The organism is Eubacterium sp. 14-2 (assembly GCF_000403845.2).
GTDB lineage: Bacteria > Bacillota > Clostridia > Lachnospirales > Lachnospiraceae > Petralouisia.
Genome location: NZ_KE159568.1, coordinates 1,120,179 through 1,142,936, shown reverse-complemented (window position 1 = coordinate 1,142,936; position 22,758 = coordinate 1,120,179). Strand labels below are relative to the sequence as shown.

The window sequence follows — 22,758 nt, the reverse complement described above, 5'->3', positions numbered from 1 at the left end:
ACATGTCTGATTTTTATAAAAACAAAACCATACTGCTCACCGGCCATACGGGCTTTAAAGGCGCCTGGCTCAGCCTTATGCTGCAGATGGCAGGGGCCAGGGTAATTGGTTATGCATTAAAGCCGCCGGCAGAAGAGAACCTGTTTCAGCTCTCCGGCGCAGGAGAGGGAATGACAGATCTGGAAGGAGATATCAGAGATTATCAGAGCCTGAAATCCGTGTTTGACAAATATCAGCCGGAACTGGTTATCCATATGGCAGCCCAGCCCATTGTGCGGGAGAGTTACGAAAATCCCGTTTATACTTATGAGACAAATGTGATGGGAACCGTACATCTGCTGGAATGTGTACGGAATTCAGAACGTGTGGTTTCCGTATTAAATGTAACCACAGATAAAGTATATGAAAACCGGGAATGGAACTGGGGATATCGTGAAATAGATCCGCTGGATGGCTATGACCCGTATTCTAACAGTAAATCATGTTCGGAACTGGTCACCCACAGCTATAAAAAATCCTTTTTTGACGGCAGGAATATGGCAGTTTCCACTGCCAGAGCCGGAAATGTTATCGGAGGCGGGGATTTTGCAAAAGACAGGATTATCCCTGACTGTGTCCGGGCAGCGCTGGCAAAAGAGGAAATTATTCTGAGAAATCCTTATTCCATACGCCCGTTTCAGCATGTACTGGAACCTCTGACTGCCTATCTGGCCATTGTGGAGCAGCAGGCCGAAGAGGCCCATAAGCAGGGCTATTATAACGTGGGCCCTGATGAGGAAGACTGCATTACCGTAGGGGAACTGACAGATCTGTTCTGTCAGTCCTGGGGAGAAGGACTGAGCTGGAAAAATCTCTGTGAAGAGGGTCCCCACGAGGCCTCCTTCCTGAAGCTGGACTGTTCCCTGATTAAAGCCCGGATTGGCTGGAAGCCCGCCTGGAAGATTGGAACTGCAGTGGAAAAAACCGTGGAATGGACCAAAGTATATCGGGAACGGGGAGATATCCGTTCCTGTATGGAGTGCCAGATTAAGGAGTTTTTGGGTAAGAAGCAGTAAGTGTAACATCAGATAAAAGAATTCAGAATGAAAGAGCGGCAGATATGAAAGTAGTTATTTTAGCAGGCGGAAAAGGAACGAGAATCAGCGAGGAATCCAGGCTTCGTCCGAAACCCATGGTGGAAATCGGAGGCAGGCCCATTTTATGGCATATTATGCGGCAGTATGCGGCTTTCGGATTTCAGGAATTTGTCGTATGCTGCGGTTACAAAGGGCATATGATAAAAGAATATTTTGTAAATTATTATCAGAACAACAGCCAGCTGAAAATCAGTTTGAAAAATCAGAAGGTTCAGATACTGGACAAGAACAGCGAACCCTGGAAGGTGACGCTGGTGGACACCGGACTGGAGACGCTGACAGCAGGAAGAATTCTGCGGGCCCGTGATTACATAGGGGAAGAGCCTTTTATGCTGACTTACGGGGACGGTGTTTCTGATGTGGATATTCATCGCCTGCTGGAATTTCACAGAGAGCAGAAAAAAGCAGTGACGATTTCCACCACTCAGCCGGAAGGCAGGTTTGGAGCGCTGCAGCTGGATGATACAGGCAATCAGGTGCTGGGTTTTCAGGAAAAAGCCCGCTCCGACCAGGCCTGGGTCAATATAGGATTTATGGTGATGGAACCTTCTGTATATGAGTATCTGGGAGACGGAAGCACCATGCTGGAACGGGAGCCTTTTGAACGTCTGGCGGCAGATAACCAGATGGCGGCTTACAAACATCCTGGTTTCTGGTCCCCCATGGACAATATCCACGACAGAGAATATCTGGAAAACCTCTGGAGCAGCGGGAAAGCCCCCTGGAAGGTTTAAAATTCAAAACAGGATTCGAGTGTGTAAAAATTCAGGCAGAAAGGAAGACAGATTATGTTTGAACAGAAAACAGAACAGGAGGCACGAGAAGAAATCCTTTCCATGGTGGAGGAATATTACAAAGCCTATCACCGGAAAACAGAAGAATATCAGGAGGGAGAGCGAATTTCCTATGCATCCAGAGTATATGACCAGGAGGAAATGCGGAATTTAACCGACAGCGCCCTGGAATTCTGGCTCACCTCCGGGCGCTATACGGAAAAATTTGAACAGGAACTGGCAGAATATATCGGTGTGAAGTACGGTTCACTGGTCAATTCCGGCTCTTCGGCAAATCTGCTGGCATTTATGACACTGACTTCTCCCCTTTTGAAGGAACGGCGTATTCGGCCGGGAGATGAAATTATTACCGTGGCGGCAGGATTTCCCACTACAGTTACCCCCTGTATTCAGTACGGGGCTGTTCCGGTTTTTCTGGATCTTGCCATCCCTCAGTATAATATTGACGTGAGCCTTCTGGAGCAGGCTCTTTCAGAAAAAACAAAGGCGGTTATGATTGCCCATACCCTGGGAAATCCTTTTGATTTGAAAGCGGTGAGAGAATTCTGTGACAGACACAGCCTCTGGCTGGTGGAAGACAACTGCGACGCCCTGGGCAGTGAATACCGTATGGACGGAGTATGGAAGAAGACAGGGAGTATCGGGGATATTGGAACCAGCAGTTTTTATCCGCCCCATCATATGACTATGGGAGAAGGAGGGGCTGTCTACACAGACAATCCTCTTCTTCACAAAATTATGCGCTCCATGCGGGACTGGGGACGGGACTGCATGTGCCCCTCCGGACAGGACAATCTCTGCGGCCATCGCTTTGAGAAACAGTATGGGGAACTGCCCCTGGGATACGACCACAAATATGTCTATTCCCATTTTGGTTATAACTTAAAGGCTACGGATTTACAGGCGGCTATCGGCTGCGCCCAGCTGAAGAAGCTGCCGGGGTTTGTGGAAAAGCGCAGAGCTAACTTCAACCGGCTGAAAGAGCAGCTGCAGGAACTGGAAGAATACCTGATTCTGCCGGAAGCCTGCCCGGATTCTGCACCGTCCTGGTTTGGTTTTCTGATGACCTGCCGGGAGGGCGTGGACAAAAATCAGATTGTCAGCTATCTGGAAAATCACGGTGTTCAGACAAGAATGCTGTTTTCCGGCAATCTGGTGCGCCAGCCCTGTTTCGATGAGATGAGGCAGGAAGGCCGGGGATATCGGGTGGCCGGTGCTCTGACTCAGACAGACCTTATTATGGAGCGCAGTTTCTGGATTGGGGTTTATCCGGGAATGACAGAGAAGATGACAGATTACATGGCAAAGACCATAAAAGAAGCAGTTTCAGAACATTTATGTTAATATTTTGAAAGAAAATACAAAATCAGGAGGATAAGAAAATGATTGAGAACAGAGCAGAACAGAAAGAGGCACTGGAGACATTACTGGAGTTTAACGTACGTCTGGTAAAAAACATGAACATAATCGTAAAAGAACTGTCCGGAGAGCGTCTGGAAGATACGGAAGCATTCCTGAACGATATTGTGCAGGCCATGAACTGGGAAATCCAGGTATTTAACGGCACCATGGAGCTTCTGAATGAAGACAAAGTCCGCATCGAAAAAGAAATGTTCAATGAGAAGATAAAGGCTTTGAGCGAGGCCATTGCGGCAAAAGACGATGCACAGATGGCAGAGAAATTTACAGAAGTCATCCCTGTATTTGAAGCCCTTGGAGTGGCTGCAAAAGAAGTAACTGCAAAATGACGCAGAATCTTATTCTGGCCGGTTCCGGCGGATGTATGCGGGAGCTTCTCTGGCAGATAGAGCTGCTGAATCAGAGTCATGCTCCGGACCCTGTATGGAATGTAACAGGCTATGTGGATCTGAACCCCCGCGTAAGCCATGGTACAACAGATATTTCCGTGGGAAGTCTCACATGCCCTTATCTGGGCGATGACAATGTGCTGCTGGCCATGGAGCGGGAAACCAGCGTGGCGGTCTGTGTGGGAGAACCGGAGCTTCGCAGGAAAATTGCAGAAAAACTCATGCAGAATCCCAGATTAAAATTTCCGAATCTCATTCTGGGGGATACCAGAATCTGTTCCGATGTGAAACTGGGACAGGGCTGTATTCTTTCCATGGACTGTCGTATATCCACCAACGTTACTCTGGGAAATTTTGTATTTCTCAATACAGGCTCCATGGTCTGCCATGACGGAGTGATTGGGGATTTTACCACCTTAAGTCCGGATGTAAAACTGGCCGGACAGGTTACCCTGGGGAAGCAGTGCGATTTGGGGCTGGGAACCAGAGTAATCCAGGGCATTACCATTGGAGATTATGTGATTGCCGGAGCCGGAAGTGTGATTGTAAAGGATATTTCCGCCGGCAGCAAAGTGGCCGGAGTTCCGGCCAGACCCATGTTATAAATGATATGGAACAGGAAATGTGAAGAAATCTGAACAGTTACAGGGAGCAGGTTATGAGTATAATAATTATCGCAGAAGCAGGTGTAAACCACAACGGCAGCCTGGCAGCTGCAAAACAGATGGTTCTGGCAGCCAGAAATGCGGGGGCGGATTATATTAAATTCCAGACCTTTTCTCCGGAAAAATTAGTGTCTGTTTATGCAGAAAAAGCGGAATATCAGAAACAGACTACAGGAACAGAGGAAAGCCAGCTGGAAATGCTTAAGAAGCTGGCGCTGACCCAGGAAGATTTTCTGGAACTGAAAACATACTGCCGGCAGCAGGGGATTGGATTTCTGTCCACCCCCTTTGATCTGGACAGTATTCATTTCCTGGATAAACTGAATATGGATTTCTGGAAACTGCCTTCCGGAGAAATCACCAATCTGCCCTATCTTCTGGAAATTGCCAGGACAGAAAAACCGGTGGTTATGTCCACCGGCATGTGCGGGATGGAAGAAATAGGACAGGCCGTAGACTGTCTGAAAAAGGCAGGCACACCTGAGATTACATTACTTCACTGTAATACGGAATATCCCACGCCCATGAAAGATGTCAATCTGAAAGCCATGATAACCATGGAAAAGGAATTTTGTCTGCCGGTGGGATATTCAGACCATACCCGGGGCATTGAGATTCCGGTAGCGGCGGCGGCGCTGGGAGCCTGTGTGCTGGAAAAGCATTTTACTCTGGACAGAGGGATGGAAGGGCCTGACCATCAGGCCAGTCTGGAGCCGGAAGAACTGAAAGCCATGGTAACAGCAGTACGCAATGTGGAAGAAGCCCTGGGCAGCGGGAAAAAAGAACCTTCGCAATCCGAACAGAAGAACCGGGCAGTAGCCCGGAAAAGCATTGTTGCAAAATGCAGGATAAAAAAAGGAGAACGGTTCAGTGAAGAAAATCTCACGGTGAAAAGGCCGGGAACGGGGATTTCTCCCATGCGGTGGCCGGAACTGATGGGGCAGACAGCAGACCGGGATTACGCAGAAGACGAACTGATTGGGAAAGATATATTATGAAAAAAAAGAAAGTCTGTATCATAACTGCCACCAGAGCAGAGTATGGTATTTTAAAACCATTGATACGGAAATTAAAATCTTTATCAGAACTGGAGACAAATCTGGTGGTTACGGGTGCCCATCTGATGGAAAGCCAGGGGTATACCTGCCGGGAAATTGAGCAGGACGGAATGGAAATTTCAGCCAGAATTCCCATACATGCAGAGGGAAATACCAGCTATGATATTACCAGGACCCAGGCATGTGCACTGTTGGAATTCGGCCGGTATTTTCAGGAAGAAAAACCGGATTTACTGGTGGTTCTGGGAGATCGTACAGAAATTCTGGCCTTTTGTACAGCGGCCACGAATGAACAGATACCCATAGCTCATATTCACGGAGGCGAGCTGACCCAGGGAGCTGTTGATGATAATATCCGCCATGCGGTTACGAAAATGAGTTATCTGCACTTTGCTTCCGCGGAAGAATACCGCAGGAGAATCATCCAGATGGGAGAAGAACCGCAGCGGGTGTTTAATGTGGGAGCCCTGGGTGTGGAAAATATATTAAAAGAAAAACTTCTGAGCCGGGAAGAACTGGCAGATCAGGCAGGATTTCCGGCAGATCAGGAATATGCGGTGGTTACGTTTCATCCGGTCACTCTGGGGCCGGGGGAAGGAGAAAGCCAGGTAAAAGAGCTGTTTTGGGCCATGGAGTCCCGGACAGATATTTTTTATCTGATTACAAAGGCCAATGCAGATGCCGGAGGGGAAGCAATCAACCGATTTATGGAGGGGGAAATTACGAAGCACTCCAATATGAAACTGGTGGCCTCTCTTGGCATGAAACGCTATCTGAGCGCTGTAAAATATGCCAGATTTGTTCTTGGAAATTCTTCCAGCGGAATCATTGAAGTTCCCGCTTTCGGGATTCCCACCGTCAATATCGGGGACCGGCAGAAAGGCAGGATTATGGCAGAGAGTATCATAAACTGTGAGCCGGATCGCAAGGCCATTCAAAAGGCCATGGCGCAGGCCATGGATATGAAAACCGGAATATATGACAACCCTTATGGAGACGGAACCACATCAGAACAGATTGCCCGGATAATAAAAGATTTTCTGGAAAATGAGCCGATAAATTTAAAGAAAACATTTTATGACATACCCTGGAGGAGCATATGAAAAACAGCAGTCAGTCCGGCCTGCAGGAGCCAGTGAAAAGCAGCAGTCAGTCCGGCCTGCAGGAGCCAGTGAAAAACAGCAGTCAGTCCGGCCCGCAGCGGTCTGTGAAACATATCGCAGTTATTCCGGCCCGCAGCGGCTCCAAAGGATTAAGGGATAAAAATATAAAACCCTTAAACGGAAAACCTCTGATGGCATACAGTATAGAGGCGGCGCTGGAATCAGGGCTGTTTGACTGTGTGCATGTGTCCACCGACAGCCCCGATTATGCGAAGACAGCACAAAAATACGGAGCGGATGTTCCCTTTCTGAGGAGCCGGGAACTGTCCTCTGACACAGCCACTACCTGGGATGCCATGCGCTTTGTATTACAGGAATATGAGAAACTGGGAAAAGAGTTTGATACCCTTGCGGTGCTTCAGCCCACATCCCCCCTGCGCACCTGTCAGGATATCCGGTCTGCTTATCGGATACTGGAAGAGAAACAGGCGGACAGTGTGGTGGGAGTATGTGAAGTGGAGCATTCTCCTCTGTGGAGCAACACACTGCCGGAAGATGGCTGTCTGAAGGGATTTATCCGGGAAGATGCCAATGGCCCCAGACAGAAGCTCTCCAGCTATTACCGGATTAACGGGGCAGTTTATATTGTGTCGGTGCCCCTTTTGCTGAAAAAGGGAACCCTTTACGGAGAACGGGGCTATGCCTGTATTATGTCAAAAGAACATTCCATTGATATTGATGATGAACTGGATTTTGCAATGGCAGAGTTTTTGCTGGGGCATATCCTGCACCTGTAACCTTTGAAAGATTTAACGGAGGAAATGGCAGGGCTGATATTATTATGCGCTCTCCCAGCCGGCATGGATTTGCCATAATATTTGAGCTGAAAATAGCAGAGACAATTGACGGGCTGAAAGAAGCCTGTGAAAAAGGCCTTCGGCAGATTGATGAAAGAGGTTATGCAAAAGAACTGGCAGAAGACGGGTACAGACAGATCAGAAAATATGCCGTTGCATTTTACAAAAAGGACTGTGAAGTAATGTGCCCTGAGGATAAGGAACAGATATTTGACAAAGATTGCTGACAGGAAGACAGCACAGGAAACAGGAGGTTTTTCCCGATGAAACAGGAGGAACTTTATGATTTTCTCATAGCCGGGACCGCTACTGTGGTGGAAGCCATGCAGAAAATTGATTTGAATACAAAGGGAATTTTATTTGTAACAGATGAGGAAGAAAAGCTGGCCGGGGTCATCACTGACGGAGATATCCGCAGGTGGCTGATCAGAACCGGAAATCTGCAGGAAGAAATCTGGCGGATCATGAATAAAAATCCCAAAATTATTTACTGTAAAGAAAGAAACAGAGCGCAGGAATTTATAGAAAAATATGTAATCACTGCCCTGCCGGTGGTGACCACAGAATACCGGATCATTGATATTATTTTCAAAGAGGAAAAAATAATCGGCGAAAAAATTAAGGAGCGGGATACCCTGAAAGAGGTTCCTGTGGTGATTATGGCAGGCGGAAAGGGAACACGTCTTTATCCATATACAAAGATTTTGCCAAAACCTCTGATTCCCATCGGGGATATTCCCATTATGGAGCGTATTATCAATGAATTTCGTACATACGGAATAAAGGATTTTCATGTGACGGTAAATTATCGAAAAAGCATGATAAAATCATATTTTTCCGAGAGCATTGCTGACTTTCCCCTGCATTATGTGGAAGAAAACAAACCCCTGGGAACTGCGGGAAGCCTTACCCTCCTGGAAGGGAAATTTTCCGGACCGTTTATTGTGACAAACTGCGATATTCTGATTCATGCAGATTATGCCGATATCTATGAGTATCATCAGAAAGCAGGAAATGAACTCACCATTGTAACAGCCCTGAAAAACATCATTGTGCCTTACGGAGTGGTTCATTCCAGTGAGAACGGCCGAATCAGAGCCATGGAAGAAAAACCGAAAATTTCCTATTTTGTAAATACAGGTATGTATATTCTGAGCCCGGAACTTCTTCAGGAAATACCCAAAGATACGTTTTTCCACATGACGGATCTGACAGACCGCCTGCTGAAAGAAGACCGCAGGGTGGGCATGTATCCCATCAGTGAGGATTCCTTCCTGGATATGGGAGAGTTTGAGGAAATGCATCGTATGGAGCAGAAACTGAATCTAAAATCAGAGTAAAGCAGAAGCTGAAATCGGAACAGAAAGGATACTGTTATGAAAAAAGTGCTGGTAACAGGAGCGGATGGGTTTATCGGAAGCCATCTTACAGAAAGTTTGCTGGAAAAAGGCTATGAAGTAAAAGCCTTTGCTTATTATAATTCTTTTAATACCTGGGGGTGGCTGGACACGCTTCCTCCGGAGAAATTAAAAGAAATTGAAGTATTTACCGGTGATATCCGGGATCCCAACGGAGTGCGGGAAGCCATGGAAGGAATGGACGCAGTCTTTCATCTGGCTGCACTGATTGCCATTCCTTTCAGCTATCATTCTCCGGACTCTTATGTGGATACCAATATTAAAGGGACGTTAAATGTACTTCAGGCGGCCCGCCAGCTGGAAACCGGACGGGTGCTGGTGACATCCACCTCTGAAGTGTACGGAACGGCTCAGTATGTACCCATTGATGAAAAACATCCCTATCAGGGCCAGTCCCCTTATTCTGCCACGAAAATCGGAGCGGACAGGCTGGCAGAGAGCTTTTACCGCAGTTTCCGGATGCCGGTTTCCATTGTGCGTCCTTTTAACACCTTTGGGCCCAGACAGTCTGCAAGAGCAGTAATACCAGCTATTATTTCCCAGCTTCTGGCCGGAAAGGAAGAGATAAAGTTAGGCTCCCTGACTCCTACCAGAGACTTTAATTATGTGAAAGATACGGCGGCAGGATTTATCGCCATTGCAGAGTCAGATAAAACCATCGGGGAAGAAATTAATATTGCAACCCGGCAGGAAATTTCCATCGGAGAACTGGCACGGGAAATTATTTCTCAGATTAATCCCCATGCGGAAATTGTATGTGATGAACAGCGTCTGCGCCCGGAAAAAAGTGAAGTGAACAGGCTTCTGGGGGATAATACAAAGATTCAGGCTCTGACAGACTGGAAACAGCAGTATACCTTTGCACAGGGGATAGAGGAAACCATAGACTGGATGCGGCATAACATGAACGCCTATAAAGCGGACATTTACAATGTGTAATGAAACAGATGATGATATGAATATATTATTTTACCGATACAACAGTATTTGTGAGCCGGATATTCTTGGGGTTCTGACCCGGCTTGACCATAAAGTAACAGAAGTCACGGAAGAAATGAAGAATAAAAAGCTGGGGGCAAGAGGCCAGATGAATCTTGTCAGTGCAGCCTTGAAAAAGCAGGAATACCAGATGGTATTCAGCGTCAGTTTCTTTCCCGTGATTTCAGAAGTATGCAATATTTTCCATATACCATATGTAAGCTGGGTGGTGGACTGTCCGGCCATGGAGCTGTATTCTCATTCTGTCCGCAACTCCTGGAACCGTATTTTTCTGTTTGACTATGCGCTGTATGAGGAATTTCGTTCTGAGAATCCCAAAAAGATTTTTTATCTGCCTCTGGGAGCGGATTATGTTCGTCTGGACAGTTTGTTGGAACACATTACCAGACAGGACAGAGAAAAATATGCTGCGGAAGTGTCTTTTGTAGGCTCTCTCTATACGGAGAAATGTCCTTACAATTACCTGCAGGAAGAGAGTTACCTCAAAGGCTATCTGGACGGTGTAACAGAAGCACAGGTGAAAGTCTATGGATATAATTTTTTAGAGGAATGTATTACAGAGGAAATTCTGCAGGCTTTCAAAGAAAAAGTGCCCTTTTACCAGTTTCCGGAGCGGGCGGAGCACAATGAGCAGGCGGCCATGGCTCATCTGTATCTGGGCAGCAAGGTAACAGAGCAGGAGAGACTCCGCCTGCTGAAACGAGTGTCGGAAGAATTTGAACTGGATTTGTATACATCCAGTGATTTCAGTGTACTGCCCCGCGCCAGCTACCGGGGGATTGCCAGCGCTGCCACAGCCATGCCGAAAATTTTTCATCTCTCCAGAATCAATCTGAATTTCACATCCAAACCCATAAGAACCGGACTGCCTCTGCGATTCTGGGATATTCTGGGAGCGGGCGGGTTTCTGCTGACCAATTACCAGAGCGAAATACCGGAGTATTTTGAGATTGGAAAAGACCTGGAAATCTATGCCAGTGAAAAGGAACTGACTGACAAAATCAGGTATTATCTGGAGCATGAAGAGGAGCGGGCGGAAATTGCCCGAAACGGGTATGAGAAGGCAAAAGAAAAGTATTCTCTGGAGATACGGATTCGCCAGATGATGCGGCTGGTACATTAGAATAAAATGCATGTTACAATTGAATATGGGGCAGAATTGTGTTAGAATAAAAACGAAGCTCCATTTTCCTCTGGAAAATGAAATGAAAGGGGGTTGTACAATGGCAAAAATCACATATACAGAAACAGGAAGGAATATATCAGAAGGTATTTCCATTGATAAATTTGAGCGCAGCATTACAAGGATTTCCAGGGAAATAGAGCAGCAGGAAAAAAGAAAGCGTTTTTCAGTACGAAGACCTGGACCAGGAAGTGTGGAAGAAGAGTTAAAGGGTATTACAATGTTGGACAGTATTTTATCGCCGTATGAATTACTTTCGAAATGAGACAATGTACATGAGGAGGATAAATATGAGGGAGACAGAGGGAGCAAAGGAGACGAAGGAAGTTACGCATAAAGTAGGTATAAAGTTATTGAGCGATGTACAGTTGCACAATACTTTTCCTGGGTTTGACGACCTGTGGCGTAAAATTGAGGATTATCGGAAAGTGAATATTAAATCTATACAGAAAAGACGTTATCAGGATACACTTATGTATGATAATGTCTTTTCTGTTTTAGGAGAAAGAGGAACAGGAAAAACATCCGTGCTCTATACCTTAAGTAAGAGGATAGAGGACGAATACAAGGGGGATCTGGTACTTCCTGTTATTATGCCGGAAATCATACCGGAAGAGTGCGATATTTTAGACTGGGTACTGGCAGTAATCAGTGAGAAACTGGAGCATCTGGAAGAAAAGCAGGAAATGGATTATGCACAGAGATGTCACGTGGAATATACAGAGAACCTGAGAAAAAAATTGAAAAAAATCTGTGAACTGAGTTTTTCCGTGAAATATAATCCCAATTCGGAACACTCTTTTTATGAGGTAGTCAGTAATTCCGAGCGTCAGGCACAGAATGCCTTTTCTTTTGCCAGGGAATTGACAGAATTCTGGACAGAGCTTGCCGAGACGCTACGGAAAAATAACAGAGTACAGGAAGAAGATAATGAGAATTCCATGATCTATTTTTTCTTTGATGATGTGGATCTGGCTCCGGAACGGGTGAATAATCTGTTTTCTGTAGTCACAAAATATCTGGCCCATCCCAATATTATTGTGATTATTACAGCAGATGAAAATCAGATTATGGAAGTGACTGAGATAAATATCACAAACCGAATGAGAAAGCTGCCGAAAGAATGGCAGATATATCTGGAAAAAAACAGTGTGAATAACGGCTGGCTTACCGGATGGGAACAGGTAGACATCAATTACAGAGATTATGAGAGTGCACGGGCATATTTGCTGAAGATTTTGCCTACTTCAACACGCTATTATCTGAAAGAATTCAGCCGCATATCAGAAAAAGAAAATTTTATAATAGTTGGTGATGTATCCCTGAACATGGCTGTGAAAGATTTAATCAGCCAGCTGTATTTTGACGGCAGAAGGCCGGATATTACAGACAGCGAGATTGCCTTTTATTTCCAGTTTATTGGAAACTCATCCAGACAGATGGGAAATGCCTATCATATTATGCGGCAATTTCTGGAAGGCGTGCTGCGTCTGTCAGAACAGGTCCGGGAGGAAAAGAAAACCAGGCAGATGTATATAAAGGATTTATATGAGTCCATGAAACAGTTTGTTTATCTGATTTTGCGGTCCAATACAGAAAAATTTGATAAAATTGGAGAAGAAGAGGAATTTACAGATAAATTTCTGCTGTATCAGTATAATCAATGGGACATGTACATAAATTACCGTTATATACCAGAGTTTTACGGAGAAAATATGGACCATGAGAATGAGCGAGCAGGCGGTTACGGGGAAAAGAAAAAGGCTTTTATGGATATGGCCATAGCCTTGTATGCACTGGGATTTTTTCTGGACAGGGTTCTGCTGCTGCTGAATGAAAAAGTAAAGATTTCTGTCTGTCCCGGCCGGCAGAAATATTATGCCCAGAATGAGTTGTCAGGATTTATTAACAGGCGGGTGTTTTCCAATCGTAAAATGATTCGGACCGATATGAATATGCAGGATTTTCTGGGACATTATGAAGATTTGTTTCGGGAAATCGGCAGGCTCTATAAATTTGAGCGAAACAATGCCGGGGATGTATATGATTATCTGCACTGTTTTGACCGAAAGCAATGGAAAGGAAACCGGAGTGTGGTGAAGAAACTGTTCTACAGAGAAAGGGAATGGTTTGAAAATATTCTGGCAATTGTTTCCATGGCCTGTGAAAATGTTTATATTTTTGGTTCGGAACTGTCTCTTAAGACAGATATTATGTCAAAAGAACTGGAGCTTGATTTTGTAGCCACAGTGAGAAAAGATGTGAGGGCGGAAATAGAAGATTTTATCTGCCGCAGAAAACTTCGTACATACAGGCAGCTCAGAAACGGTATTGTGTGGCAGGAAGGAAAAAGAAAGATTTTTTTAGAAGAAGTGATGTTTCAGACAGAGTCCCATAACCATTATATATACCTGGGAGATGTGTACGAAAAGTGTAAGGAAATGCTGATTCAGCTGAAACTGGAAAGCAGTGAAAATCCGGAGATGGTAGAAGATATAACCCTTGATGATATGGTATATTACTGCTCAGAGAATACGGCAAAGGCCCTGACAGGACTTCTGAGAAATGTGGGCGATATTGGTGTGGTAGAAGAATATATGGAAGAACTGAAGGATAGTATCGAGTACCAGTACAGGAAGTATTATAATCTGGTGGAAATACTGGATGAAGAAGAATATTTTGAAAGCATGAAACAGGTCAGTAATTCAGAGGCAGAAGGTTATGAAGTGTATCGGAAAATGATTGAGCAGGAATTTATGGGTGGGCAGAGAGTATTCAATAACCGAATCCTGAATTTTGCCAGAAATGTAAAGAATGTTCTGGACAGGACAGAGCAAAACAGGGAATCTGAAGAACAAAGCAGAATTTATGAAAATTATACCCTGCCTTATCACAGAATACTGAAAAGCGTGGCGGTCTGCATACCGGAAGAAAGGCTGGAGGAGGCCATAGATTTTTGTCTGGATATCATCACTTATCTCTGTGTGGTGGAATGGTATCTGGCAGGAAGAGTTGTCTGGAAGGAACAGGGAGGAGAAGTATATACTGCCGGAGAGTTATTTCATACTTTTCCGGAACAGGGAAATGCATATTATGTTATGTTTTACCGAATATGTGAAAAGATTATGAATGCCCGGAAGGAAAAGTGGATAGGGGAAACGCTGGAAAATATTGTGAATGATGCCAGACAGGAGTATGTGGATTATATTTTGGGATAAGAGGGAGTATATTGAATAAATTCAGACTAAATCAGATTTTGGAAATACTGACTTTTCCTTATACGGATACCCGCCTTATGCAGGAGGACGCACTGGCGGAACAGGAAGACGCCTGGTGTGCCTATATTGATCACACGGAACGATTCAGTGTGAAAGGGAGAGGGGAGGCCTCCGTAAGATATGAAAAGGCCCGTAAAAATTTCGGAAAATATCTTTGCAGGCTCTGTTCCGGCAGAGCCAGGTCTCTGGATGATGTACTGATGGCGGGAGAAAAGTTTTTTTCACATAACAGGATTGTGGAAGATATGAGCCACAGGTGGAAAGGTGCAGGACGCAAAGAGATGGTAGCGAAATGCTATATGGATAATATCTTCTGGATTGCCAATTCTCTGCTGACTTCAAGAGACGGCGTAATTGCCATCCGGACATGGAAGAACAAGTCCGGAAGAGAGTTTCCGGAAGATATTCTCGGAACCAGCGGGGCTTTTGATAAAGTGGAAATCTGGAATACCCTGATTCGGATAGTAACGCCGGATTTGTTTATTGCAGCTTTTGTGGTACTGAACGGAAATCGAATGGAAATGTTTTACAGGCAGGGGGCCAATATTTCTCTGGCGGACAAGCTCCTGATGGCAAACCTGAAAAAGGGAATGGCAGAAACTCACATGCATATCAATGTGTCCAGTGATTATCTGATGCTGTGGGAAAAAACCATGAATCTGGCCATATGGAAAGAATACATTGCCAATCCAAAAAGTAAATTTGAAGGGTACGATTATGTTCTGTTTCATGTATCGGTGTATCGCTGCATGGCGGCATATTTTCTGGAGTATAAGGCCGGAAAATCCGGTCAGGAAAATTTCTTCACAGAAAAATTTCCGGAATTTCAGCAGAGTATGCGTGAGCCGGATGTCAGCAGATGGGAAACCAGAGGGGAAAAGATCCTGTATTTTGAGAAGATGGAGAAAAAGTGGCAGGCGTACATAGATGATATTGATGTCCTGGAAATGAAAAACCGCGATATTTTGTACAGTATCCTGTATGAGCGCTATGAGGAACTGGATACCAGTGCGGAGTATATTTTTCTGGCAAAATCTCTTGGATATATCCGGCAGAGCCAGGATATGGCCTATACCAGGCTGTTTTTGCAGTATATCAGAATTAAAAATACCTTTTTTTCCAGAATCTTTCAGAGAAATACGGTGCAGGGGCTTAACTGGTTCCAGAATTATTTTTCAAAAGCATCAGAGTTCTTCCGAAGAGGAATGACAAAGGAAAGACGATGGGACTATATTCTGAAGACCCAGATGAATATCAGGTCTTTGAAAAAACTGGAGCTTCGGATGTCTGTGGATACTGAACGGAGATTTTATGGAGCGGACGACAGACAGGTACAGCTGGAGCTGCAAAAAGAGATTTTAAAGGAAGTGGGAAGTTTTTTGGTTCATTATCGCAACTACATCCATGGAAGAGCAGAAGCACCTACAATTGGAATTGTACTGCATTTTAACAAAAGAACTTCACTGGACAACACAACAGGGTATTTTTGCTGGAGATGCGTGGATGAGGCGCAGCTTTACAATACCAGACATAAAATAGCATTACGGAGAAAGTATGTGAATATTGCCAGAGCAATTGCGGTGATACGAAATGAAATACCATATCTGGACGAATATCTGGTGGGGCTGGATGCTGCATCTGATGAAAATGCCGCGGAGCCCTGGCTGTTCTCTCCGGCCTATAATGAGGTGAGAAACCGTCGCTATTCTGAGATGGTAAAAGTATATACGGGAACAGAGGGGGATAAAAGGTATAAAAGAATTAATAATATTGGCCTGACATACCATGTGGGAGAAGATTTCAGGCATATTTTGTCAGGACTCAGGCACATAGATGAAGTAATTGAGAAATATAATTATCGTTCCTGTGACAGGATCGGCCATGGAATAGCCCTGGGTGCGGATGTGGATTACTGGATGGAAAACAGCCGGAACGTGCTGATTTCTCTGGGAGAATATCTGGAGAATCTTCTTTGGGTATGGGGTGTTGTAATTGAAAACAAATGTGAGCTGCCGGTTTCCGCCTATGCCCTGGAAGGGAAAATACTGGAAACAGCCATGAAAATTTACGGCAATATGGCCGGAATTACGGTTCACATGCTGTATCAGGCATATCAGGAAAAATTTAAACAGAATTTTACGGAAATGTTCCGAAAGCAGGATAGAGAAATGAAGGAGCAGGAGGGAGGAAAGGAGGATGAAAAAAGGCCCTTATGCCGTTACGGGACAGGAAGCAACGGCGGTGAAAAACCCTGGAGTCTGTCAGAGATTGTATGTACTTATTTTTGTCCTGTGTATGAAAATAAATATAATCAGGTAATCTGGCTGGAAACCACAGAGGAAGATGTAAAGCTGCTGAAAGCATTGCAAATGTATATGATGGAAAAAATCCGGCAGAAAGGAATTTATATTGAAACGAATCCCACTTCCAATCTGGCAATTGGTGAAATAGAAAGTTTGTACAATCACTACATTCTCAATCTGAACAGCCTGGAGAAGAAAAATTCCGGACAGAATCTGATGGTCACCATTAATTCAGATGATCCCATGGTATTCAATACAAATGTGGAAAATGAACTGGCTTATATGTATCATGGCCTGATTAATGCGGGATATGACTCCGGTACTACGCTGGAATGGATTGACCAGGTAAGGCAGTATGGACTGGAAAGCAGCTTTATTGCAAAGATAAAGAGTGTGAAAGAAATGGAGGAGGAAATCACCATTATTGAGAAAGAAATCGAAAATTTCAGGAAAAGATAATCAGAAATTAATGACTTTTCCTGAAAATTTTTCCGGATAATCATTGCAAAAATCTCCTCCTTTGCTATAATAAAACTAATAACATCAGTGGCGAACAGCATACAGTATTTTAGAAAAAGAAAGGAGGCATATTATGAGTATTTCATCCATTGGCAGAAGCCAGAGTTTATACAGGAATCAGAGTTTATACAAAAATCAGCATCTGAACCAGCAGCGTAATGCCCAGAAACTTTCCAGCGGAAAGCGCATCAATTCAGCGGCAGATGATGCAGCAGGCCTTGCCATTGCCCAGAAACTTCTGAAGCAGCAGAAAGGCCTTGATATGGACACCAGAAATGCCGCTACTGCTCAGGATATGGTAAATGTGGCAGACGGAGGCCTTTCCATGATTTCCGATTCCCTGCAGCGTATGCGGGAACTGAGTGTTCAGGCGTCTAATTCAGCTATTTACGGACCGGACGACCGGGCGGCTATCCAGCAGGAGATTTCTCAGCTGAATGATTATGTTTCTTCTGCAGCAGGCACCACACAGTTTAACAATAAGAATCTTCTGGACGGAACCATGAGCAATGCCCAGGTGGCATCGGGACCCGATGGCAGCGTAATGAATATTACCATGCCAAATGCCACGTCCGCTTCTCTGGGTATCTCCGGCTATAATGTAACCGGGAATTTTGATATTTCATCCATTGACAGCGCACTGAACAATGTATCGTCAGCAAGAAGCAGTCTTGGAGCTGCTTTTAATCGTCTGGGACACACCATAAGCAATAATTCCAATACGTCGCTGAATACGTCGGCAGCCCACAGCCGTATTGAAGATCTTGATTACGGCAAGGCAGTTTCTGACAAGAAGAAAGATGATTTGCTGAAAGAATACCGGATTCTGATGCAGAGAAAACAGCAGGAAGAATTCGGGACCGTGAACCGGCTTTTGAAATTCTGAATAAAATGTTATAAAAATACCTCAGCCAAAATGGCTGAGGTGTTTTTGTTATTCTGCAGGAAAGACCCTGTCACGGGAAAGGATCGTCCTGTAAAACAGAAAATAATATGCGTATTTTTTCAGATAAAAGTCAGTGTGTATCTGTCAGCAATACCGATCCATCATCATCCCGGAATAAATAGAAGTAATATAAGGGGTAACCAGATGATCTTTTACCGGATTTTTGTAAGTAACCACAATTTTGTCCACATATTTCATGGGGTCCAAAGAGGCGTTGTTTGCCTTGGTATTCAACAGATTTTTAAAATCATTTAATACGGACAGATGTTCTTCGGCATTGTCCTCGGAAACAGATTCTGTCAGCAGGGCCTTGTCTATGGTAATTTCACCCTTATCGTCTACCAGAAGCCCCATGCTTTCCAGACTGTTCTGAAATGCAAAGGCTGTGCTGCTCATATCGCGGTACAGTTTTACACTCTGATGCTGCGAATCAGAATATTTGCTGGCTGTGTGCAGAATGGAATTGTAAGAATCCACCAGAGTCTGAATATTTTCCGCCATGGCGTCTGCATTGGTCTTAAAACCGATCACAGCAGGATTGCCTTCTTCACTGATTCCATGAAGTTTCAATTCAAAAGCATGGTTGATGGTAAATGTATTTGCATAGGAAGAACGTTCTTCCCCGTTCAAAAGGAAGCGGGCGTTTCTGGCTTCCTGTGAAACGTGGTCAATGCCAAGGGCTTCCACTGCGGAAATGGAATCTCTGGTTCCCTGAGGATAAATGGAAAAGAGAAACGGTTCATCCGGAGCAATTCCGGTAGAAACAGATTCAATCTGCAGGGCACTTAAGCCATTATCATCTTCTGTTACGGAGGCTTTCAGTCCGATATCCGCATTGGTAATCAGATTGGCCAGTTTGTTCTGAGTACTGTAATTTGTATCGTCGGTATGAATGGTAAACTGAAATTCAAAAGTGGAAGTGCTGTTTTCCAAATCAAAAGAATAAGAACCGGGTTTCAAAGTCAGATGATTTTTATCCAGAAAATTACCCAGATTAATCTGGGAAGAAGCCAGTTCTTTTACCTCAACAAGAAAACTTTCCATTTCGTCAGTTTCCTTATTATTACCGATATAATCTGCCGAAACCACATCTTCCTGAGAAGATACGGCAATTTTTTTCTGAAATGCATTGCCAATGCCTTCTTCTGCATCCGAAAGGGAAGCAACGACATTTTTGATAACGCGGGTGCTTTCCTTAATGTCTATGGCAAATTTCTGAACATCCCCTGAGTGTTTAATTTTGTAGAGGGGGGCATCTTTATTAATTTTGACAATTGTATTATAAATATTGCGTAATTCGCTCTTTTTATGCGAATCATAACGGGAAGCCGACTGATTAGCATAAGTGCTCAGATAATAATGATAAGCAGTATCAATAGCGGCCATATAAATCCCCTCCTTTCATCCGTGAAATCATGCCGAAGCACGGGGGCACAAAACAACTCCCTGTATAATTTTGTGTTTTTCATATATAATTTACACTATATATCGGATGTTTGTGAAGATTTGTTAATATATTTGTGTCTGCTTTTTGAAATATCTCGAAAAGTATTGACGAAAACAGGCTGAATATGGTATAGTAGACAGGCGATGGAAGTAGGTCTTTTTTTTATGCCTAAAATTAGAAATTAAGTGGAGGTGGAAGTTGTGCGCACAAGAATTACACTGGCATGTACGGAATGTAAACAACGCAATTACAACATGACCAAAGACAAAAAAACTCATCCGGACAGAATGGAGACGAAAAAATACTGCAGATTCTGCAGGACACACACATTACACAAGGAAACCAAGTAATGGGATGGAGCGGAGTAAAGGTTATATTTTAACCATCCCTGATATGGATGGTGTAACAGTACACCACTGGAGGTAAAAAATGGGAGAAACCAATACAGAAAAGGCTTCAAAAACCAGTTGGTTTACCGGTCTTAAGGCTGAGTTTAACAAAATTATCTGGCCGGACAAAAAGTCACTTGGCAGGCAGACAGCGGCTGTGGTAGCTGCTTCTGTTGTATTAGGTCTGATCATTGCCGTATTGGATGTGTTCATTAAATACGGTGTGGATGTCCTGGTGAAATTATAGGAGGCATAGGTGATTTATGGCAGAGGCAAACTGGTACGTAGTTCATACTTATTCGGGATATGAAAATAAGGTCAAGGAGAACATTGAGAAAACAATTGAGAATCGGCATCTGGAGGACCAGATTCTGGAAGTACGGGTTCCGATGCAGAGTGTTGTGGAAATGAAAAACGGTGTGAAAAAGACCGTGGAGAAAAAAATGTTTCCAGGATATGTTCTGATTAACATGGTTATGAATGACGATATATGGTATGTTGTCAGAAATACCAGAGGTGTTACCGGATTTGTTGGTCCGGGTTCCAAACCCGTACCGCTCACTGAAGCTGAAATGAGACCATTGGGTATCCAGGTTGACAGTCATGTGGTTGTAGACTTTGAGGAAGGCGACTCTATCAGAGTTACCGGCGGTGTCTGGAAAGATACAGCAGGCATTATCCAGTCCATAAATCATGGAAAGCAGATGGTTACAATCAATGTAGACCTGTTCGGTCGTGAAACACCGGTTGAAATAAGTTTCACAGATATCAGAAAGTTATAAGATGCACAGTTACGGGGTTCCATGGAATACCTGTAAAGAAACGTGAAGGAGGAATTTCCAAATGGCAAAGAAAGTAGAAGGATATATCAAATTACAGATTCCTGCTGGAAAGGCTACACCTGCGCCGCCAGTTGGACCTGCCCTTGGACAGCATGGTGTGAACATTGTTGAGTTTACAAAACAGTTCAATGCCAAAACTGCTGACCAGGGAGATTTAATTATTCCGGTAGTAATTACCGTATACTCAGACAGGAGCTTTAGTTTCATAACAAAGACTCCGCCGGCTCCGGTGCTGATTAAGAAGGCATGTAATATCAAATCCGGTTCTGCAGTACCGAATAAGACAAAGGTAGCGACCATTTCCAAAGCAAAGATTCAGGAGATTGCAGAACTGAAAATGCCGGACTTAAACGCTGGTTCTCTGGAAGCAGCTATGAGCATGATCGCAGGAACAGCAAGAAGTATGGGAGTTACTGTTGAGGAATAGGCTGAGAGCAGCTGGCCAACAGAACGAACCCGTATCTGCAAAAACGTGGGAGGGACAGCTCCCGATATTACCACAGGAGGTTATTTAGAATGAAACGAGGAAAGAAATACAGAGAGGCTGCAAAAGCAATCGACAGGACAGTGCAGTATGATACAGCAGAAGCAATCAGTCTGGCTAAAAAGGTTGCAATTGCAAAATTTGATGAGACCATTGAAGCTCATATCAGAACCGGTTGTGACGGACGTCATGCAGAACAGCAGATTCGCGGCGCTGTAGTGTTACCCCATGGAACCGGTAAAACAGTTAAGGTACTGGTATTTGCCAAAGGCGATAAAGTAGACGAAGCACTGGCAGCAGGCGCTGACCATGTGGGAGGAGAGGAACTGATTCCGAAAATCCAGAACGATGGCTGGCTGGATTTTGATGTTGTAGTTGCTACTCCGGATATGATGGGTGTCGTAGGACGTCTGGGACGTGTACTTGGACCGAAAGGATTAATGCCAAACCCCAAAGCAGGAACTGTTACCATGGACGTTACCAAAGCAGTAAATGATATCAAAGCCGGTAAGATTGAGTACAGATTAGATAAAACAAATATTATCCATGTGCCAATTGGAAAAGCATCTTTTACAGAAGAACAATTAGCGGACAACTTCCAGACCCTTATAGATGCCATCATTAAAGCAAAACCATCCGCTTTAAAAGGACAGTATCTCAAGAGCGTTACCCTGGCTCCTACCATGGGACCGGGCGTGAAAATCAATACTGCCAGATTTATTTAGTTTTAATGTTGACATCTGAAATATAGAATGTTATACTTGACAATCATATTGACCGAAGACAGCAGGTGCCGGAAGGCGTAACCATGTGACCTGCCGAGGAAATTTACAGGTACTTTGTACCGGTAATGTATGAAAGATAATTTCAGCCTCTCTGTCTCGGACAGGGAGGTTTTTGTTATTCAACAGGAAACTGAAAATATAAGGAGGTGCACAATTCGTGGCAAAAGTAGAATTAAAGCAGCCTGTAGTACAGGAGATTTCTGAACATATCAAAGATGCTCAGTCTGTAGTGCTGGTGGATTACCGTGGATTGACGGTAGAAGAAGATACCAAGTTGCGGAAACAGCTGCGGGAAGCAGGTGTGGTATACAAAGTATACAAGAACACATTGATGAATTTTGCATTTAAGGGAACTGATTTTGAAAGCATGAGTGATTTGCTGGAAGGACCCAATGCAATCGCTGTTTCCAAAGATGATGCAACTGCTCCGGCAAGAATTCTTGCAAAATTCGCAAAGACTGCGCCGGCGCTGGAATTAAAAGCAGGCGTGGTAGAAGGAAACTTTTATGATTCTGATGGAATTAAGGTAATTGCTTCCGTTCCATCCAGAGAAGAACTGCTTTCCAAATTCCTTGGAAGCATTCAGTCACCGATTACCAACTTTGCCCGTGTTCTTAATCAGATTGCAGAACAGGGCGGCGGTGCAGAAGCAGCAGAGGCTGCTCCGGCAGAAGAAGCTGCTGAGGCTTAAACCGGCTGCGCTGTAAGGTATTATGAAGTATTGAAAACCAAAACAAATATAAA

22 protein-coding genes, 1 pseudogene and 1 other annotated feature are annotated in these 22,758 nt (G+C 44.3%); of the genes and pseudogenes, 22 read left to right on the top strand and 1 reads right to left on the bottom strand.

Features of this window, described 5'->3' with window-relative positions:
* The first annotated feature begins 2 nt into the window (after positions 1 to 2).
* From rfbG to C805_RS22105, 16 genes and pseudogenes are all read left to right on the top strand, one after another.
* Entirely contained in the window at positions 3 to 1,055 is a 1,053-nt protein-coding gene (gene rfbG, locus C805_RS22180) for a CDP-glucose 4,6-dehydratase (protein ID WP_016216269.1), read from the top strand.
* Positions 1,056 to 1,099: 44 nt separating this feature from the next.
* Positions 1,100 to 1,870 (top strand): glucose-1-phosphate cytidylyltransferase, encoded by a 771-nt coding sequence (gene rfbF / locus C805_RS22175; RefSeq protein WP_016216268.1) that lies wholly within the window; start codon positions 1,100 to 1,102, stop codon positions 1,868 to 1,870.
* A gap of 54 nt (positions 1,871 to 1,924) precedes the next feature.
* Complete coding sequence (rfbH, locus tag C805_RS22170; RefSeq protein WP_016216267.1) at positions 1,925 to 3,274, top strand: lipopolysaccharide biosynthesis protein RfbH; 1,350 nt, start codon at positions 1,925 to 1,927, stop codon at positions 3,272 to 3,274.
* Positions 3,275 to 3,312: 38 nt separating this feature from the next.
* Positions 3,313 to 3,678 carry a hypothetical protein gene (locus C805_RS22165; RefSeq protein WP_016216266.1) on the top strand — a complete coding sequence of 122 codons (366 nt, stop codon included), beginning with the start codon at positions 3,313 to 3,315 and terminating at the stop codon, positions 3,676 to 3,678.
* Positions 3,675 to 4,343 (top strand): LbetaH domain-containing protein, encoded by a 669-nt coding sequence (locus C805_RS22160; protein ID WP_016216265.1) that lies wholly within the window; start codon positions 3,675 to 3,677, stop codon positions 4,341 to 4,343. The genes C805_RS22165 and C805_RS22160 overlap by 4 nt, the downstream gene beginning before the upstream one ends.
* Positions 4,344 to 4,396: 53 nt before the next feature.
* Positions 4,397 to 5,401 carry an N-acetylneuraminate synthase gene (neuB, locus tag C805_RS22155; RefSeq protein ID WP_016216264.1) on the top strand — a complete coding sequence of 335 codons (1,005 nt, stop codon included), beginning with the start codon at positions 4,397 to 4,399 and terminating at the stop codon, positions 5,399 to 5,401.
* Positions 5,398 to 6,564: a UDP-N-acetylglucosamine 2-epimerase gene (gene neuC / locus C805_RS22150; RefSeq protein WP_016216263.1), complete on the top strand. Its 1,167-nt coding sequence runs from the start codon at positions 5,398 to 5,400 to the stop codon at positions 6,562 to 6,564. The genes neuB and neuC overlap by 4 nt, the downstream gene beginning before the upstream one ends.
* The gene (locus C805_RS22145; protein ID WP_016216262.1) at positions 6,561 to 7,361 is read left to right on the top strand and encodes an acylneuraminate cytidylyltransferase family protein; all 801 of its coding nucleotides are present in this window, start codon (positions 6,561 to 6,563) and stop codon (positions 7,359 to 7,361) included. The genes neuC and C805_RS22145 overlap by 4 nt, the downstream gene beginning before the upstream one ends.
* Positions 7,362 to 7,393: 32 nt before the next feature.
* Positions 7,394 to 7,648, top strand: a pseudogene (locus tag C805_RS22140) (PD-(D/E)XK nuclease domain-containing protein); the annotation flags it as partial.
* Positions 7,649 to 7,684: 36 nt separating this feature from the next.
* A complete protein-coding gene (locus tag C805_RS22135; protein ID WP_016216260.1) occupies positions 7,685 to 8,761 on the top strand; it encodes a nucleotidyltransferase family protein in 1,077 nt (358 codons plus the stop codon).
* Positions 8,762 to 8,797: 36 nt separating this feature from the next.
* On the top strand, positions 8,798 to 9,778 hold the full coding sequence (locus C805_RS22130) for an NAD-dependent 4,6-dehydratase LegB (protein ID WP_016216259.1): 981 nt from the start codon (positions 8,798 to 8,800) through the stop codon (positions 9,776 to 9,778).
* Positions 9,771 to 10,961 (top strand): CgeB family protein, encoded by a 1,191-nt coding sequence (locus tag C805_RS22125; protein WP_016216258.1) that lies wholly within the window; start codon positions 9,771 to 9,773, stop codon positions 10,959 to 10,961. The genes C805_RS22130 and C805_RS22125 overlap by 8 nt, the downstream gene beginning before the upstream one ends.
* 100 nt (positions 10,962 to 11,061) lie before the next feature.
* Complete coding sequence (locus C805_RS22120; RefSeq protein WP_016216257.1) at positions 11,062 to 11,286, top strand: hypothetical protein; 225 nt, start codon at positions 11,062 to 11,064, stop codon at positions 11,284 to 11,286.
* 25 nt (positions 11,287 to 11,311) lie between these two features.
* Positions 11,312 to 14,239 (top strand): P-loop NTPase fold protein, encoded by a 2,928-nt coding sequence (locus C805_RS22115; RefSeq protein WP_016216256.1) that lies wholly within the window; start codon positions 11,312 to 11,314, stop codon positions 14,237 to 14,239.
* Positions 14,240 to 14,250: 11 nt separating this feature from the next.
* Entirely contained in the window at positions 14,251 to 17,061 is a 2,811-nt protein-coding gene (locus C805_RS22110) for an amidohydrolase family protein (RefSeq protein ID WP_016216255.1), read from the top strand.
* Positions 17,062 to 17,194: 133 nt separating this feature from the next.
* A complete protein-coding gene (locus tag C805_RS22105; RefSeq protein ID WP_016216254.1) occupies positions 17,195 to 18,007 on the top strand; it encodes a flagellin in 813 nt (270 codons plus the stop codon).
* Positions 18,008 to 18,151: 144 nt separating this feature from the next.
* Here the strand turns inward: C805_RS22105 and fliD are convergent, their stop codons facing one another.
* On the bottom strand, positions 18,152 to 19,453 hold the full coding sequence (gene fliD, locus C805_RS22100) for a flagellar filament capping protein FliD (protein WP_016216253.1): 1,302 nt from the start codon (positions 19,451 to 19,453) through the stop codon (positions 18,152 to 18,154).
* A 261-nt stretch (positions 19,454 to 19,714) separates the two neighbouring features.
* On the opposite strand from fliD, the gene rpmG reads away from it, so the two are divergent.
* From rpmG to rplJ, 6 genes are all read left to right on the top strand, one after another.
* Positions 19,715 to 19,864, top strand: coding sequence for a 50S ribosomal protein L33 (gene rpmG / locus C805_RS0106645; protein WP_031201685.1), 150 nt, complete (start codon positions 19,715 to 19,717; stop codon positions 19,862 to 19,864).
* A gap of 79 nt (positions 19,865 to 19,943) precedes the next feature.
* The gene (gene secE, locus C805_RS22095; protein ID WP_016216252.1) at positions 19,944 to 20,150 is read left to right on the top strand and encodes a preprotein translocase subunit SecE; all 207 of its coding nucleotides are present in this window, start codon (positions 19,944 to 19,946) and stop codon (positions 20,148 to 20,150) included.
* Between the two features lie 16 nt (positions 20,151 to 20,166).
* Positions 20,167 to 20,685 carry a transcription termination/antitermination protein NusG gene (gene nusG / locus C805_RS22090; RefSeq protein WP_016216251.1) on the top strand — a complete coding sequence of 173 codons (519 nt, stop codon included), beginning with the start codon at positions 20,167 to 20,169 and terminating at the stop codon, positions 20,683 to 20,685.
* Positions 20,686 to 20,746: 61 nt separating this feature from the next.
* Positions 20,747 to 21,172 carry a 50S ribosomal protein L11 gene (rplK, locus tag C805_RS22085; RefSeq protein ID WP_016216250.1) on the top strand — a complete coding sequence of 142 codons (426 nt, stop codon included), beginning with the start codon at positions 20,747 to 20,749 and terminating at the stop codon, positions 21,170 to 21,172.
* 89 nt (positions 21,173 to 21,261) lie between these two features.
* Positions 21,262 to 21,954: a 50S ribosomal protein L1 gene (gene rplA / locus C805_RS22080; protein ID WP_016216249.1), complete on the top strand. Its 693-nt coding sequence runs from the start codon at positions 21,262 to 21,264 to the stop codon at positions 21,952 to 21,954.
* Between the two features lie 34 nt (positions 21,955 to 21,988).
* Positions 21,989 to 22,139: a sequence feature (ribosomal protein L10 leader region), on the top strand.
* A 32-nt stretch (positions 22,140 to 22,171) separates the two neighbouring features.
* Positions 22,172 to 22,705, top strand: a complete 534-nt coding sequence (gene rplJ, locus C805_RS22075; protein WP_016216248.1) for a 50S ribosomal protein L10 — start codon at positions 22,172 to 22,174, stop codon at positions 22,703 to 22,705.
* The last annotated feature ends 53 nt before the right edge of the window (positions 22,706 to 22,758 follow it).

Coding starts and splice junctions, on each gene's coding strand:
- C805_RS22105 (WP_016216254.1), top strand. CDS start 17,195: ATGAGTATTTCATCCATTGGCAGAAGCCAGAGTTTATACAGGAATCAG.
- rfbF (WP_016216268.1), top strand. CDS start 1,100: ATGAAAGTAGTTATTTTAGCAGGCGGAAAAGGAACGAGAATCAGCGAG.
- C805_RS22145 (WP_016216262.1), top strand. CDS start 6,561: ATGAAAAACAGCAGTCAGTCCGGCCTGCAGGAGCCAGTGAAAAGCAGC.
- C805_RS22115 (WP_016216256.1), top strand. CDS start 11,312: ATGAGGGAGACAGAGGGAGCAAAGGAGACGAAGGAAGTTACGCATAAA.
- fliD (WP_016216253.1), bottom strand. CDS start 19,453: ATGGCCGCTATTGATACTGCTTATCATTATTATCTGAGCACTTATGCT.
- C805_RS22165 (WP_016216266.1), top strand. CDS start 3,313: ATGATTGAGAACAGAGCAGAACAGAAAGAGGCACTGGAGACATTACTG.
- nusG (WP_016216251.1), top strand. CDS start 20,167: ATGGCAGAGGCAAACTGGTACGTAGTTCATACTTATTCGGGATATGAA.
- C805_RS22130 (WP_016216259.1), top strand. CDS start 8,798: ATGAAAAAAGTGCTGGTAACAGGAGCGGATGGGTTTATCGGAAGCCAT.
- secE (WP_016216252.1), top strand. CDS start 19,944: ATGGGAGAAACCAATACAGAAAAGGCTTCAAAAACCAGTTGGTTTACC.
- neuB (WP_016216264.1), top strand. CDS start 4,397: ATGAGTATAATAATTATCGCAGAAGCAGGTGTAAACCACAACGGCAGC.
- C805_RS22135 (WP_016216260.1), top strand. CDS start 7,685: ATGAAACAGGAGGAACTTTATGATTTTCTCATAGCCGGGACCGCTACT.
- rplA (WP_016216249.1), top strand. CDS start 21,262: ATGAAACGAGGAAAGAAATACAGAGAGGCTGCAAAAGCAATCGACAGG.
- neuC (WP_016216263.1), top strand. CDS start 5,398: ATGAAAAAAAAGAAAGTCTGTATCATAACTGCCACCAGAGCAGAGTAT.
- rfbG (WP_016216269.1), top strand. CDS start 3: ATGTCTGATTTTTATAAAAACAAAACCATACTGCTCACCGGCCATACG.
- rfbH (WP_016216267.1), top strand. CDS start 1,925: ATGTTTGAACAGAAAACAGAACAGGAGGCACGAGAAGAAATCCTTTCC.
- C805_RS22160 (WP_016216265.1), top strand. CDS start 3,675: ATGACGCAGAATCTTATTCTGGCCGGTTCCGGCGGATGTATGCGGGAG.
- rplK (WP_016216250.1), top strand. CDS start 20,747: ATGGCAAAGAAAGTAGAAGGATATATCAAATTACAGATTCCTGCTGGA.
- C805_RS22120 (WP_016216257.1), top strand. CDS start 11,062: ATGGCAAAAATCACATATACAGAAACAGGAAGGAATATATCAGAAGGT.
- C805_RS22125 (WP_016216258.1), top strand. CDS start 9,771: ATGTGTAATGAAACAGATGATGATATGAATATATTATTTTACCGATAC.